This is a genomic window from Methyloversatilis sp. (assembly GCF_030696805.1).
Classification (GTDB): domain Bacteria; phylum Pseudomonadota; class Gammaproteobacteria; order Burkholderiales; family Rhodocyclaceae; genus Methyloversatilis.
The window spans coordinates 125,193-139,576 of the sequence record NZ_JAUYRO010000095.1 but is presented as its reverse complement, the minus strand read 5'-3'; the positions used below and the strand labels follow the sequence as shown (position 1 = coordinate 139,576).

At 64.6% G+C, this 14,384-nt stretch carries 15 protein-coding genes; 10 read left to right on the top strand and 5 right to left on the bottom strand.

What is annotated here, in order from left to right; all coding sequences use genetic code 11:
• Positions 1 to 41: 41 nt before the first annotated feature.
• The 7 genes from aspS (at position 42) to Q8R75_RS15795 (ending at position 5,312) form a co-directional block, all read left to right on the top strand.
• Positions 42 to 1,835: an aspartate--tRNA ligase gene (gene aspS, locus Q8R75_RS15825; RefSeq protein ID WP_305626722.1), complete on the top strand. Its 1,794-nt coding sequence runs from the start codon at positions 42 to 44 to the stop codon at positions 1,833 to 1,835.
• Between the two features lie 9 nt (positions 1,836 to 1,844).
• Positions 1,845 to 2,234, top strand: coding sequence for a ribonuclease domain-containing protein (locus tag Q8R75_RS15820; protein WP_305613094.1), 390 nt, complete (start codon positions 1,845 to 1,847; stop codon positions 2,232 to 2,234).
• 2 nt (positions 2,235 to 2,236) lie between these two features.
• The gene (locus Q8R75_RS15815) at positions 2,237 to 2,692 is read left to right on the top strand and encodes a barstar family protein (protein WP_257081930.1); all 456 of its coding nucleotides are present in this window, start codon (positions 2,237 to 2,239) and stop codon (positions 2,690 to 2,692) included.
• Entirely contained in the window at positions 2,689 to 3,141 is a 453-nt protein-coding gene (nudB, locus tag Q8R75_RS15810) for a dihydroneopterin triphosphate diphosphatase (RefSeq protein WP_305613095.1), read from the top strand. The genes Q8R75_RS15815 and nudB overlap by 4 nt, the downstream gene beginning before the upstream one ends.
• A gap of 71 nt (positions 3,142 to 3,212) precedes the next feature.
• Entirely contained in the window at positions 3,213 to 3,635 is a 423-nt protein-coding gene (locus tag Q8R75_RS15805; RefSeq protein WP_305614757.1) for an Hsp20/alpha crystallin family protein, read from the top strand.
• A gap of 109 nt (positions 3,636 to 3,744) precedes the next feature.
• A complete protein-coding gene (argB, locus tag Q8R75_RS15800) occupies positions 3,745 to 4,647 on the top strand; it encodes an acetylglutamate kinase (protein ID WP_069038525.1) in 903 nt (300 codons plus the stop codon).
• A complete protein-coding gene (locus Q8R75_RS15795) occupies positions 4,644 to 5,312 on the top strand; it encodes a pyrimidine 5'-nucleotidase (RefSeq protein WP_305614756.1) in 669 nt (222 codons plus the stop codon). The genes argB and Q8R75_RS15795 overlap by 4 nt, the downstream gene beginning before the upstream one ends.
• Here the strand turns inward: Q8R75_RS15795 and hemB are convergent.
• Complete coding sequence (gene hemB, locus Q8R75_RS15790; RefSeq protein WP_305614755.1) at positions 5,299 to 6,309, bottom strand: porphobilinogen synthase; 1,011 nt, start codon at positions 6,307 to 6,309, stop codon at positions 5,299 to 5,301. The genes Q8R75_RS15795 and hemB overlap by 14 nt on opposite strands.
• A gap of 297 nt (positions 6,310 to 6,606) precedes the next feature.
• On the bottom strand, positions 6,607 to 7,236 hold the full coding sequence (yihA, locus tag Q8R75_RS15785; RefSeq protein ID WP_305614754.1) for a ribosome biogenesis GTP-binding protein YihA/YsxC: 630 nt from the start codon (positions 7,234 to 7,236) through the stop codon (positions 6,607 to 6,609).
• Positions 7,237 to 7,358: 122 nt separating this feature from the next.
• On the opposite strand from yihA, the gene Q8R75_RS15780 reads away from it, so the two are divergent.
• The gene (locus Q8R75_RS15780; protein WP_305614753.1) at positions 7,359 to 8,009 is read left to right on the top strand and encodes a c-type cytochrome; all 651 of its coding nucleotides are present in this window, start codon (positions 7,359 to 7,361) and stop codon (positions 8,007 to 8,009) included.
• On the opposite strand, the gene Q8R75_RS15775 is transcribed toward Q8R75_RS15780, so the two are convergent.
• A complete protein-coding gene (locus Q8R75_RS15775; protein ID WP_305614752.1) occupies positions 7,988 to 8,800 on the bottom strand; it encodes a ferritin-like domain-containing protein in 813 nt (270 codons plus the stop codon). The two genes, Q8R75_RS15780 and Q8R75_RS15775, sit on opposite strands and share 22 nt — an antisense overlap.
• A gap of 84 nt (positions 8,801 to 8,884) precedes the next feature.
• On the opposite strand from Q8R75_RS15775, the gene msrP reads away from it, so the two are divergent.
• Together msrP and Q8R75_RS15765 are read left to right on the top strand one after the other, a co-directional pair.
• On the top strand, positions 8,885 to 9,838 hold the full coding sequence (gene msrP / locus Q8R75_RS15770; RefSeq protein ID WP_305614751.1) for a protein-methionine-sulfoxide reductase catalytic subunit MsrP: 954 nt from the start codon (positions 8,885 to 8,887) through the stop codon (positions 9,836 to 9,838).
• A gap of 82 nt (positions 9,839 to 9,920) precedes the next feature.
• Positions 9,921 to 10,511, top strand: a complete 591-nt coding sequence (locus tag Q8R75_RS15765) for a protein-methionine-sulfoxide reductase heme-binding subunit MsrQ (RefSeq protein WP_305614759.1) — start codon at positions 9,921 to 9,923, stop codon at positions 10,509 to 10,511.
• A gap of 18 nt (positions 10,512 to 10,529) precedes the next feature.
• Here Q8R75_RS15765 and Q8R75_RS15760 read toward each other — a convergent pair whose 3' ends face one another.
• Positions 10,530 to 11,258, bottom strand: a complete 729-nt coding sequence (locus tag Q8R75_RS15760; protein WP_305614750.1) for a PEP-CTERM sorting domain-containing protein — start codon at positions 11,256 to 11,258, stop codon at positions 10,530 to 10,532.
• A 25-nt stretch (positions 11,259 to 11,283) separates the two neighbouring features.
• Positions 11,284 to 14,373 carry an ExeM/NucH family extracellular endonuclease gene (locus Q8R75_RS15755; protein ID WP_305614749.1) on the bottom strand — a complete coding sequence of 1,030 codons (3,090 nt, stop codon included), beginning with the start codon at positions 14,371 to 14,373 and terminating at the stop codon, positions 11,284 to 11,286.
• Between the last annotated feature and the right edge of the window lie 11 nt (positions 14,374 to 14,384).

Sequence of the window (14,384 nt, the reverse complement as noted above, 5' to 3'; positions counted from 1 at the left end):
CGGGGCGCGGCTGCGCCCCTACTCTCTTCCGGAAACACACCATGCGTACGCAATACTGCGGCCTGCTCGATGCGGGCTATCTTGATCAGACCGTCACACTGTTCGGCTGGGCGCACCGCCGGCGTGATCACGGCGGCGTCATCTTCATCGACCTGCGCGACCGTGAAGGCCTGGTGCAGATCGTGTGCGACCCAGATCGCGCGCAAACCTTTGCCGTGGCCGAATCGGTCCGCAACGAGTTCTGCCTGAAGGTGACCGGCCGCGTGCGTCGCCGTCCGGAAGGCACCACCAACGCCAATCTGGTGTCGGGCCAGATCGAAGTGCTGGCGCACGAAGTCGAAGTGCTTAACCCGTCGGTCACCCCGCCCTTCCCGCTCGACGACGACAATCTGTCGGAAACGGTGCGCCTGACGCACCGCGTGATCGACCTGCGCCGCCCGGCGATGCAGAAGAACATGATGCTGCGCTACAAGACCGCAATGGCCTTCCGCCGCTTCCTCGACGAAAAGGGCTTCATCGACATCGAAACGCCGATGCTGACCAAGAGCACGCCGGAAGGCGCGCGCGACTATCTGGTGCCCAGCCGCGTGCACGATGGTCACTTCTTCGCGCTGCCGCAGTCGCCGCAGCTGTTCAAACAGCTGCTGATGGTGGCCGGCTACGACCGCTACTATCAGCTGACCAAGTGCTTCCGCGACGAAGACCTGCGCGCCGACCGGCAGCCGGAATTCACCCAGGTCGATATCGAAACCAGCTTCCTCGACGAGCACGAAATCACCGCGCTGATGGAGGAGATGATCCGCTATGTCTTCAAGGAAGCGCTCGCGGTCGAGCTGCCGTCGCCGTTTCCGCGCATGACCTACGCAGAAGCAATGGACCGCTTCGGTTCCGACAAGCCGGATCTGCGCGTCACGCTCGAACTGGTCGACGTCGCCGATGCGGTCAAGGACGTTGCATTCAAGGTGTTTTCAGGCCCGGCCAATGACCCGGCGTGCCGCGTTACCGCGCTACGCGTGCCGGGCGGCGCTTCGCTGTCGCGCGGCGAGATCGACAGCTACACCGAGTTCGTCAAGATCTACGGCGCGCGCGGTCTGGCTTACATCAAGGTCAACGACGTCACGAAACTGAACGAGGAAGGCCTTCAGTCGCCCATCGTCAAGAACCTGAACGAAGCGGCGCTGCAATCGATCATGGAACGCACCGGCGCGCAAAGTGGCGATGTAATCTTCTTCGGTGCCGACAAGAGCAAGGTGGTGTCGGACGCGCTCGGCGCGCTGCGCCTGAAGATCGGTCATGAAAAGAAGTTCGTTACCGGCGACGCATGGCGCCCGCTGTGGGTGATCGACTTCCCGATGTTCGAGTACGACGAGGACGAACAGCGCTGGAACGCCTGCCACCACCCCTTCACCAGCCCGAAGGATGACCACATCGGCCTGCTGAAGACCGATCCGGGCAAGTGTCTGGCCAAGGCCTACGACCTCGCACTGAACGGCTGGGAAATCGGCGGCGGCTCGGTGCGTATCCATCGCGCAGACGTACAGGAAACCGTGTTCGAGGCGCTGAACATCGGGCCGGAGGAACAACAGCTCAAGTTCGGCTTCCTGCTCGATGCGCTGAAGTACGGCGCACCGCCGCATGGTGGCCTGGCCTTCGGTCTGGACCGCATCGTCACGATGATGACCGGCGCCGAATCGATCCGCGACGTGATCGCCTTCCCGAAGACCCAGCGCGCGCAGTGTCTGCTGACGCAGGCGCCGAGCCCGGTGGATGAGCGTCAGTTGCGCGACCTGCACATCCGCCTGCGCAACACCGCGAAGGCGGACGCCGCGCAGTAGGCACGCTCGATGACCTCGGGACTGTCTCGCCGTACGGGCCGCTGCGCAGCGCTTGCGCTGCTGTGGTTGCTGCTCAGTGGCTTCGCGCCGCCGGGCGGTCTGCCCGAGGTCGAACTCGATCGTCTGCCGCCGGAGACCGCACGCACGCTGATTCTGATCAAGCAGGGCGGTCCCTTCCCGTACTCGCGTGACGGCGTGGTGTTCCAGAACCGCGAACGGCTGCTTCCCGCACGCCAGCGCGGCTATTACCGCGAATATACGGTGCGCACGCCAGGCTTGAACCATCGCGGCGCGCGACGCATCGTCGCCGGCGAGGGCGCCGAACGCGACGTGCGCAGTTCGGGCGAGTATTACTACACCGGTGACCACTACCGCAGTTTCCGCCGCATCAAGGAGTAACCATGTCTTCCCTGCCCCCGCCGACGTCGATGGAGGCCCGATTGCGCGACGCCTCGCGCAGCGGCGTTTTTTTCGCGCAGCCCACTGCGGCCGCCCGCGCGGCGCGCGTGGCCGATCAGGCCGGGCTGCTGCTGATCGGTCTCGACCTGAAGGACGCGCGCGACCGCGCTGCGCTGTTCCAGGCCTTCGCCGACACCTTCGGCTTTCCGGCCACCTTCGGCCACAACCTCGACGCGCTGGGCGACTGCCTCGGCGATCTGTCATGGATACCGGCCGGCGGATATCTGGTGCATCTGAGTGGCTGCGCGAAGCCGGTCGAACATTGCAAGGACGACTTCAATGCCATCGTCGCCGTGCTCGACGAGGCCGCCGCCGAATGGCGCGCGCGCGGCACGCCGTTCTGGGTGCTGATCGACCAGCCGAATACGCTGGCACGCCCCTTCATGGCCAGCGCATGAAGCGACCGCAGTCGGTCCTGGTGCTGATCCACAATGCATGTGGCCACATCCTGCTGATCGAACGGGCGAAGCACCCGGGCTTCTGGCAGTCGGTCACCGGCAGCGTCGAAGCCGGCGAATCGCTGGTCGAGGCGGCACAGCGTGAAGTGGCCGAAGAAACCGGCATCGTTGCCCCGGCCGCGCTGTTCGAGCGCTGGCATCACAGCAGCCGCTTCGAAATCTTCCCGATGTGGCGCCAGCGCTACCCGCCCGGCGTCACCCACAACACCGAACACCTGTTCAGCCTGTGCGTGCCGCGCGACACGCCGATCACGCTGGCACCCGACGAGCACCGCGACTGGCGCTGGCTGCCGTGGCGCGAGGCGCTCGACGCAGTGTTTTCCTGGACCAATCGCGATGCGATCCGGTTGTTGACCCAGCGCAAGCGGCTGAACGACGACAGGCCTTGAAATGGTTTTTCGCCACCCCTAGTTTCAGGGCATGCGGGACAGCTCCCGCGTCTGATACGAAAGGATGAGCGATGAATCAAGTCACCCGTTGGGACCCGTTCGAAAACCTGTTCAAGGACTTTCGCGGCCTCGTGCTGCAGCCGGTCGATATGGCCGGCAATCCGGATGTTCCGGCACTGAAGGTCGACGTGAAGGAAGACAAGGATGCCTACACCGTGCACGCCGATCTGCCGGGCGTGGCGAAAGGCGACATCCAGGTCAACATCGAAGGGCCGGTGGTGTCGATCAGTGCGGAGAAGAAGCGCACGGTCGAGAACAAGGATGGCGAGCGCGTGCTGCGTTCGGAACGTCACTACGGAAAGGTGTCGCGCAGCTTCCAGCTCAGCCAGGACATCGACGAGGGGAACGCCCAGGCCCGCTTCAGTGACGGCGTACTGGAACTGACCCTGCCGAAAAAGGTGGTGGCTGCATCGCGCAAGCTGACCATCCAGTAAATCGGACCGGCGATGCATCGGAAGCGGACACCCCGGCGTGTCCGCTTTTTGTTTGTGCAGTGCACGGCTAGAATCCGCCACCATCATCTCCAGCTGCCGGACACCCGAAATGCCCCACTCTTCCGACCTGACTTCCGGACTGTCACCCCACGCCAAGGCCGCCGTGCTTTCGGAGGCGCTGCCCTATATCCGGCGCTTCCAGGACCGCACCATCGTCATCAAGTACGGCGGCAACGCCATGACCGACCCGGCGCTGAAGCTCGGCTTTGCGCGCGACGTGACGCTGCTCAAGCTGGTCGGCATGAATCCGGTGGTGGTGCATGGCGGTGGACCGCAGATCGACGACCTGCTGAAGCGGGTCGGCAAGCAGGGCACCTTCGTGCAGGGCATGCGCGTCACTGACGACGAAACGATGGACATTGTCGAAATGGTGCTCGGCGGCCATGTGAACAAGGACATCGTGAACCTGATCAACCAGGCCGGTGGCAAGGCCGTCGGATTGACCGGGCAGGACGCGTCCTTCATCCGCGCCACCAAGCTGATGATGCCGAACAAGGACAAGCCGGACGAAATGCTCGACATCGGTCTGGTCGGCGACATCGTGTCGATCGACCCGACCATCATCAACTTTCTCGACAGCGGCGACTTCATCCCGGTGATCGCGCCGATCGGCGTCGGTCCGGATGGCGAAAGCTACAACATCAACGCCGACGTGGTCGCCGGCAAACTGGCTGAAATCCTGAAGGCGGAAAAACTGGTGCTGCTTACCAATACGCCGGGCGTGCTCGACAAGGAAGGCAATCTGCTGACCGGCATCACGCCGCGCGACGTCGATGCCATGATCGCGGACGGCACGCTGTCCGGCGGCATGCTGCCCAAGATCGGTTCGGCGCTCGATGCCGCGCGCAGCGGCGTGAAAAGCGTGCACATCATCGACGGTCGCGTGCCCAATGCGCTGCTGCTCGAAGTGCTGACCAATGACGGTGTCGGCACGCTGATCAAGAGCAAATGAGTCGACAGGCGGGGCGGCGTACGGTCTGGATCTTCGATCTGGACAACACACTGCATGACGCCAATCCGCACATTTTTCCGCATCTGAACCGGGCGATGACCGCCTGGCTGATGACGGAACTCAAGCTCGAACAGGCGGAAGCGGATCGGCTGCGCATGCATTATTGGCACCGTTACGGTGCCACGCTGCTCGGCCTGATGCGCCACCATGGCACGCGGCCGGCGCACTTCCTGCATGGCACGCACGACGTCGAGGCACTGCGACCCGGTGTGGTGTTCGACCGCGCGCTGCGCCACATGCTGACCCGGCTGCCGGGCCGCAAGATCGTATTCACGAACGGACCGGCGCATTACGCCGAAGCGGTACTGGCGGTGATGGGCATGCGCCACCTGTTCGACGCGGTACATGCCATCGAACATTCGCGCTACGTGCCGAAGCCGCGGCTCGCCGGCTTCCTGCACCTGTTGCGCGACCAGCACGTGACGGCGTCGGACTGCATCATGGTGGAGGACACTGCGGCCAATCTGCGCACCGCGAAACAGCTCGGCATGCGCACCGTGTGGATCAACCGCAGCGCGGGCCACCACAATTACGTCGACCTGCGGCTGACTTCGGTGCTGAAGCTGCCGCACGCCACACGACTGCTCAGCGTCAGGCGTCCCTGAGCCAGCGCGCCGCGTCCAGCGCGTAATAGGTCAGTATGCCGTCAGCGCCGGCGCGCTTGAAGGCGAGCAGCGCTTCCATCGCAGTGGCGCGCTCGTCCAGCCAGCCGTTGGCGACCGCGGCCTTCAACATCGCGTACTCGCCGCTGACCTGATAGGCATAGGTCGGCACACCCAGTTCCGATTTCACCCGGCGCACGATGTCCAGATACGGCATGCCGGGCTTCACCATGACCATGTCCGCGCCTTCGGCGATGTCGAGCGACACTTCGCGGATCGCCTCATCGCTGTTCGCCGGGTCCATCTGATACGTGTACTTGTTGCCCTTGCCAAGGTTGCCGGCCGAACCCACCGCATCGCGGAACGGGCCATAGAAGGCCGATGCGTACTTGGCCGAATAGGCAAGGATGCGTGTATGGATCATGCGGTGCGCGTCGAGTTCGAAGCGGATGCGGCCGATGCGCCCGTCCATCATGTCCGACGGCGCGACGACGTCGGCGCCGGCACGCGCATGGCACAACGCCTGTTTGGCCAGTGCCTCGAGCGTTTCGTCGTTCATCACATAGCCGGTCACGTCGATCAGACCGTCCTGACCGTGGCTGGTGTAGGGATCGAGTGCGACGTCGGTGATCACGCCGAGCTCGGGAAACCGCGCCTTCAGCGCCTGCACCGTGCGCGGCACCAGCCCGTCCGGATTCCACGCTTCCGCTGCATCGTCGGTTTTCAGCGAGGTGTCGATCACGGGGAACAGTGCCAGTGCGGGCACGCCGAGCGACACCGCCTGTTCCGCCACCCCCATCAGCAGATCGACGCTGACCCGGCTCACGCCGGGCATCGATGCCACGGCTTCGCTGCGCGTCGGGCCATCGAGCACGAACACCGGGTAGATCAGATCGTTTGCGGTGAGCGTGTTTTCGCGCATGAGCCGGCGCGAGAAATCGTCCCGGCGCATGCGGCGCAGGCGGGTGGACGGGAAATGGCTGGCGGGAGGAAAGGACATCGCAGTGGCCCGTTACGCAAAGCCGCGATGATAGTACGAGCGCACCCGGCTTCGCGTGCAGGCACCGGCCAACGCGCGCTGCGGCGACGCAACAATTCCGGAACTCGCGCAGACGCGACCCGGTCAGAGCAGGCGACGGTGCAAGCCGTCACCCGCTTCACCTCCCTGAGCGGGTGCTTCTTCAAGAGGCGTTTCGAGCCCACGGCTTCCATCCCCTTTGGCCGTGGGCTTTTTCTTTTCGGCTCCGGCTGTTCGTGCGCTGCGGTCCCGCAGTGGTCCGTTTCGCTGCAGCAGGTATCAGGCAGGTGTCGTTGACGCCTGATCGGGCAGGTGCGAGGCCAGCCAGGGTGAAACGGCCGCCTCGGCTTCCTCGACACCGGTCTTCTTCAGGCTGGAGAACAGTTGTACGCTGACCTGCTCCCCCATGCCGGACAGCTGTCTGCGCACGTCGGCAAGCGTCGCAGCCTGAGCGCTGCGGGTGAGTTTGTCGGCCTTGGTCAGCAAAACATGCATGGGCTTGCCGCTCACCGAGAACCATTCGATCATGTTCCAGTCCAGAGGCGTGAGTGGGTGACGCGCATCCATGATGAGCACGAGGCCGGCCAGGCTTTCGCGCTCCTTCAGGTAGCGCTCGATCAGTCCCGCCCAGGCCTTGCGGACTTCGATCGGCACCTGGGCATAGCCGTAGCCGGGCAGGTCGACCAGAAAGCCGCCACGCACCAGCGTGAAGTAATTGATCAGCTGGGTACGCCCTGGCGTCTTGCTGACGAAAGCCAGACGCGTGTGGCCGACCAGGGTGTTGATGGCACTCGATTTACCGGCATTGGAACGCCCGGCAAAGGCGATTTCCGGGCCGGCAGGCGCCGGCAGGCCGGACGGTTTGGCGACCGAAAGGTGGAATGCAGCACCGCGGAACAGAGAGGACAAATCGATTACGCGCCACGCGCGCCCAGGAAAACACGGTAAAATGAGGAGTTTACCGTAACACCCTATTCAACCGGCCACAGATCCATCGGGCCATCGACCGGATTCATCGTTCAAGGATAGTCATGCGCATGCTCAAGTCTTTCGGTTTTGCCCTGTCTCTGACCCTGGTTTCCGCCAGCGCGCTGGCGTCTGAAGAAAAAGCCGCCCCGAAAGCGGACATTGCGGCCGGCAAGACTGTCGCGACGCAAGTGTGTGCGGCCTGCCATGGTGCAGACGGCAACAGCGTCATCGCGGTCAACCCCAAACTGGCCGGCCAGCATCCGGAATATCTCTACAAGCAGCTGATGAATTTCCGCAGCAAGGACGGCCAGCCGCCCGAGCGCGCCAACGCCATCATGGGCGCACTGGCCTCCGGCCTGTCGGAAGCGGACATGCGCAATGTTTCGGCCTACTACGCGAGTCAGACCCAGACGCAGGAAAAAGCCAAGGGCAATCGCGAAAGCATTGAACTCGGTCAGCGCCTGTGGCGCGGCGGCGATCTCGAAAAGGGTCTGCCCGCCTGTGCCGGCTGTCACGGCCCAACCGGTGCCGGCATGCCCGCACAGTACCCGCGCATCGCGGGCCAGCATGCCGAGTACACCGAGACGCAATTGAAGTACTTCCGCGTTGCAGAGCGCGCGAATGATCCGGCCAAGATGATGCGTGGTGTGGCGATCAAGATGACCGATGCGGAAATCAAGGCCGTGTCCGACTACGTCGCCGGCCTTCGCTGAACGCTCAGACCCGCGATCTCGCTGGCCGAAAAGCCCGCCGCCAGGCGGGCTTTTTCGTTGACGGGGGGCTGCAGGCGCGGCGCATTGAAGGCATTGAACAGCTGGAGGAAGGTGGCTTCTGGCGCCAGTCCGCGCTGCGCGCAAAGATGACGGAACCAGCGGTCACCGATGGCGACATGGGTGATTTCGTCACTCAGGATGACGTCGAGAATGGCTAGCGCCGGCGCATCGCCGATGGTGCGCAGCTTGTCCATGATGGGCGGCGTGGCATCCAGCCCGCGCGCTTCGAGCACGCGCGGCACCAGCGCCATACGGGTCAGCGCGTCATCGGCGGTGCGTCGCGCCATGTCCCACAAGCCGGCGTGCGCCGGAAAGTCGCCGTAGTCATGACCCAGCGTCTGCAGATGGGCGCGCAGCAGACCGAAGTGGCGCGCCTCGTCGGCCGCCACGCGCAGCCAGTCGGCCAGGTAGGCGTCCGGCAGGTCACGGAAGCGCCAGGCAGCGTCGAGTGCAAGATTGATCGCGGTGAATTCAATGTGGCAGATCGCATGAATCATCGCCGCATGGCCTTCACGCGTGCCGACCTTGCGGGGGCGCAGCGCCGAAGGCTCGACCAGTTCGGGCCGCACCGGGCGCCCGGGTTCGTCGATGGCATGCGGAAGCGCTGCCGCACGATCGAAAACCACACCCGCCTGCCAGTCTGCCCACAGTGATGCGACTCCAGCGCACTTGGGCTGCGGCGCCTCGCACATCAGCAGGTCGAGCAGTTCGGGAAAGATCTTTCGGTTCATCTGCAGTCAGAGAGGTAAGGTCGCGCCAATGCGGCCGGTCAGCACTGTTCTGACCCCCTGCAGCGTACAACGAGGAGCTTCACCATGCTGATCAAACGCCCGGCCGACATCGTGTCGTCCGACATCACGCCGCGCGCACTGTTCGACACCCGCCGGGACTTCATCCGCGCAGCCGGACTGGGCGCCGGTGCTGCGCTGCTCGGCGGCCTGCCGGAGATCGCAGGCGCGCAGGGCAAGCGCGGCGAGAAACTCGGGCCACTGGCGAAAAGCCCCTTCTCGACCGACGAAAAACTGAACGATTACGACGACATCACCAGCTATTGCAATTTCTACGAGTTCGGCACCGATAAGGGTGACCCTTCGAAGAACGCCCATCGCATGGTCACCCGGCCGTGGACGGTGAGCATCGAGGGCCTGGTGCAGAAGCCGAAGACGCTGGGCATCGAGGAGGTGCTGAAGCTGGCGCCGCTGGAGGAGCGCATCTACCGGCTGCGCTGTGTCGAAGCGTGGTCGATGGTCGTACCCTGGGTCGGCATTCCGCTGTCAGTGCTGCTCAGACAGGTGGAGCCGCTGGGCAGCGCGAAATACGTCGAATTCACCACGCTTGCCGACCCGAAAACCATGCCCGGCGTGCGCAGTGCAGTGCTCGAATGGCCGTATGTCGAAGGGCTGCGGCTGGACGAAGCCATGCATCCGCTCTCCATCATGGCTGTTGGCCTGTATGGCGAAATGCTGCCGAACCAGAACGGCGCACCGATCCGGCTGGTCGTGCCATGGAAGTATGGCTTCAAGAGCGCGAAATCAATCGTCAAGATCCGCTTCACCGACAAGGAGCCGCTGAGCGCATGGTCGCGTGCCGCCGGTCGCGAATACGGCTTCTATTCGAATGTGAATCCGGACGTCGATCATCCGCGCTGGAGTCAGGGGCGCGAACGGCGCATCGGTGAGTTTTCGAAGCGCAAGACGCTGGTGTTCAATGGCTACGGCGATCAGGTTGCGTCGCTCTACGCCGGCATGGACCTGAGGAAGTACTACTGAGGTGCAGGCACGCGCCTCGACCGCACCGCCCCCGGGCCGCACCGCGCGCGCCTGGACACCGGGTGCCACCGTATTCCGCTGGCTGTGGCGTACCGTCTGGCTCGCTTGTCTGGTGCCGCTGATATGGCTGGCATTCTGCGCATATGCCGACCGGCTGGGCGCCAATCCGATCGAACACATTACGCGCGCCACCGGCGACTGGACGTTGCGCCTGCTGCTGGTTACGCTCGCCGTGACGCCGTTGCGTCAGATCACCGACTGGCACTGGCTGGTGCGCCTGCGCCGCTTGCTCGGCCTGTACGCGTTCTTCTACGCCTGCCTGCACCTGCTCACCTATGTGTGGCTGGACCAGTTCTTCGACATCGAGGGCATCGTCAAGGACATCATCAAGCGTCCCTTCGTGACGATTGGCTTCGCGGCTTTCGTGCTGATGCTGCCGCTCGCCCTCACCTCGACCCACGGCATGGTGCGCCGCCTCGGCGGCCGGGCCTGGCAGCGGCTGCACAAACTTGTCTATGCAGTTGGCGTACTCGGTGTGGCGCACTACTGGTGGCTGGTGAAGAAGGACCTCACCGAACCGATACTCTATGCAGCCATCCTGACGCTGCTGTTCGGTATGCGCCTGTGGCACGCCCGCCGTCTGCGCGCGCACGTGGCGGCGCAGACGGCGTAGGGGCGCGAGGGGCGTCGATCAGCGACGCGCGCGACGGGCGGCACCCGCCACACCGATCAGGCCAGCGAGCATCAGCGCCCAGCTTTCCGGTTCCGGCACGGCAGTGATGTTCACATTGTCGATCGCCAGTGCGGTCGTCACGCCGAAGTCGCCCACATCGACGACTCCGAACGCCAGCTGTACCGCACCGCCGCGCGTAAATACATATTCGAAGCTGCGGATGCCGGTGTCGGCCAGAAAATCGAGGATCGGCGCCGACGTTGCGTCAGCGACCGAGGCGATGCGCGTGATGTCGCCGTCGACCGACAGGAAGGCAAAGTCCGGCCGTGCTTCGGCGCCGACTTCGTTGGTGGCCAGCAGCCAGTCAAACCGCAGGATGTCACCGACATTCACGTTCACGGTGCGCCAGATGGCCGAGCCTTCATAAGTGAAGTCGTCGCCACTATCAAAGGCGCCGGGCTGCGCACCGATCGCCGTTTCGAGCGCGAGGCCGGTTTCGACCGCTGCCACACCGCTCAGATTGAACGAGCCGGCCGGCAGCGGGAAGTCATCCTCGAACGTCAGCGATGCCGTTGTCAGGGCGATGTAGGTGTCGCCCGAATTGTCCTGTGCGGACACGTCGCCGGCGGTCTGCCAGTTGGCGACGTAACCGCTGTTGAAGTCTTCGCTGAAGCTCACGTTGGCGTGCGCAGCGGTGGCGAACAGCGAAGCAATCAGCGCTGCGGCGGCGAGGGGTTTGAAGGTCATGTTCGAATCTCCGGAAAGTCGGTGTTCAGTAGAGGAAGGTGGCGCTGCCCAGCTGGGCGGGCAGCACGTTGCGCAGGATCACCAGCGGACGGGCAGCGGCGCGACCGGCAGACCCATCGGCGTCGAACAGCACCATCGTGTTCGCACCGCTCTGACGCAAGCTGATGTGGCCGCTGGTCAGCGGGTCGCTGCCGGTCGTGACGCCGGCCAGCAGCAGGCGCACATCCAGCCTGTCCTGCTGCGGGTCGAAGTCGGTGATGGTGTCGAGCGCGTCGCGTACGCTCTGATAGACGAAGGTGTCCGCACCGCCGCCGCCAGTCAGCAGGTCTGCGCCTTCGCCGCCGGTGATGACGTCATCGCCCGGTGTGCCGGTCAGCGTGTCGCGACCGGCGCCGCCGTTGATCGTGCGCAGCAGGTTCAGACCGATGATGACCGGATCGTGGTCCGACGAGCGGAAGGCGGTCGGCGCGTACAGGTCCTGCGGCTTGAACTCGGTGTTGTAGTCGATCACGAATGGCTCGTCGGTATTGATGTGCCACTGCGTGACGCCACTTACCTTGCCGGCCAGCGCGGCGCTGGCCAGCGCATGGTCGAGCGCGCCACTTTCACCGTCGAAGGTGTAGGTGTAGTTGAGCTCGATACCTGCAGCAAGATCGGTCAGACCGGCCGAGGTCAGCGCAAGGATGGGATCTTCCTTCGCATACGCGTTCAGGTCGCCGATGACCAGCATGTCGGCGGCGCCACCTTGACCGGGCAATTGCTGGATGAAGGTCTGCAGCGCTGCCGCCTGCTGCACGCGCAGCGGATTCCAGCAACCCTGACCGTCACCCTGATCGGCTTCGGCCCCGGCGGCGTCGCCGCAGCCCTTCGACTTGAAATGATTGACGACGACGGTGAAGCGCTCGCCGTTGGCCGCGGCGAAGGTCTGCGCCAGCGGCGGGCGGCTGTGGACCGTCGCCGTGTCGCTGACCGCGCTGCCGACCGGTGTGACCTTCGTCGGCTTGTAAATCATGGCCTGACGGATGGCGTCGGTACCGCTTCCGCCGACCGGCAGACCGACCGCGGCATACACATTGGCGCCGTAGGCTGCGTTCAGCGCGGCCACCAGATCGTTCACCGCGCCCTGACCGTTGTTCTCGATTTCGATCAGGCCGACCACATCGGCATCCATCGCCCGCAGCGCGGCGACGATCTTGTCGCGCTGACGGGTGAATTCGAGTGCGCTGTCGGCGCCGCGGCAATCGCTGCGCGTGCCGGTCGGGAAGCACGAAGCACCGGCCTGGTCGATCGTGCTGAAGTAGTTCAGCACATTGAAGCTGGCCACCTTCACATTGCCGCCAACCGGCTCGGGGAAAGCAGTACGGGGGTGTGTCCGCTCGAATACGGGTTCGACGGCCGGATGGATCTTGTAGTCGCGCGGCCCGGTACTCGACGCGGTGATCAGGCCATGATCGATCACGCCAGTCAGCATTTCCACGGTGTCGCCGGCGCGCAGCGTGTTGTCGGCGCCGATGAAGGGGATGGGATTCGGGTTCTGCGCAGTCCTGCCGTCGTCGAGCACGATGCGGCGACGTGCATTCTCGTCGCGCAGCGCCAGCGCCTCCGCGCTGCCGGCCGGGTGGCGGTTGGTCGGGATTTCCAGGCGGCCTTCGGCCGACAGCGTGACCTGACCGTAGCGGCCCTGGAAGTAATTCTGCGACACGGTGAGCGGCGACACGATACGGACCAGCATGCCTTCGTAGCGCTCGAGTTCGCCCTCGAATGCTTCCGGCAGCACGATGTCGGTTGGCGTGATCGACACGCCGCTACCCAGCACCTGTATGGCGCTCGGCGACGTGAGCTGGGTCACCGTGTTGAATTCGGTGACACTCGCCGTCAGACGCAGCCGCTGACCAACGATTGCCGTGTTGCCCGGGGCATACACGAAAATGCCATCTGACGTGCTGACGTCGCCGTCGCCTGATGCGTCCTGCAAGGTGTAACCCGACAGTCCGGGGAACACGGCACTGACCACGCCCTCGGTAGTGACGACCTGACCGTTCAGCGGGCTGGCGTCACCGCTGCCCTGGATCGCCGGGATGGGCACGATGGCGGCCGGCGCAGCGACCGTGATATCGACACTGCACGTTCCTTCCTGCGCCTCGTTGTTCGTAAAACGCAGACCGATGCTGTACTGGCCGGATGCGGTACCCGCCGCAACGCTGACCTGCGCCGACGCGCTGCCGCCGTCGGCGGTCGCCGGTGCGAAACCGTCGACCGTCACGCCATCCGGCAGCGCACCGGTCAGCGAGAAAGCCTCGACGACGCTGTCGGCGTCGCTGGCAGCCACCATCACGCTGCCTGCTTCGCCGGCCTGAATCGCAAGCGCCGGGCAGGTGGTCACGATGGGTTGATTCACCGCCCCCGTGCCACCACCCTGCACCGAAATATTGTCGATGCCGACCCACTCGTCGTTGCCCGGCGCGTTGGTCGTGATCACGCGCAGTTGCAGCAGCGGCTGGTTGTCGGCGGCGGCCGGCAGCGTCACCTGCACCGGCGTTACCTTGACAGCCAGCGACGGACCTTCGGTGGCGTCGGCAACATAGCCTTCCGGCACATTGATGAAGCTGCCGCTGGCGCCGATGCGGTACTGCAGTGCCACTTGCTGTTGTGCGTTGTCGGCCGAGCCGTCGAGATCGCGCAGGTCATAGCGCACGACGATGCCGCTGTGGCCGGTGGTGTTCAGCGACAGCAGGATGAACGGCGCATCGGCGGTGCCGGAGCCGGTCAGTGCGACGACCGGATCGGTCAGGTGGAACTCGGTGACGCCACCGGTACTGAAGGTGTTCGGATTGGTCTGGTTGGCATTCACGTCGACCGGCGACGTGGTGCCATCGGCCGTGATGGTCTGCGGATCGACGCCGGTTGCGCTGGTCAGCTCATCGCCGCGGTAGCCGGTGATGCCGGGCACGCCGCTCCAGTTGTCATTGGCCGTGATCAGGCCGATGTTCGTCCAGTCCTGCGCAAACGGCAGGGTTTGCGGTGTGTTGTCGGCCTGCGCAGCCGAGGCGAACAGACCGACGATGGCCAGCGTCAGGGCAAGTCGGGGCGAAACGATGCGGTCGTTTGATGACATTTGAGTTTCCA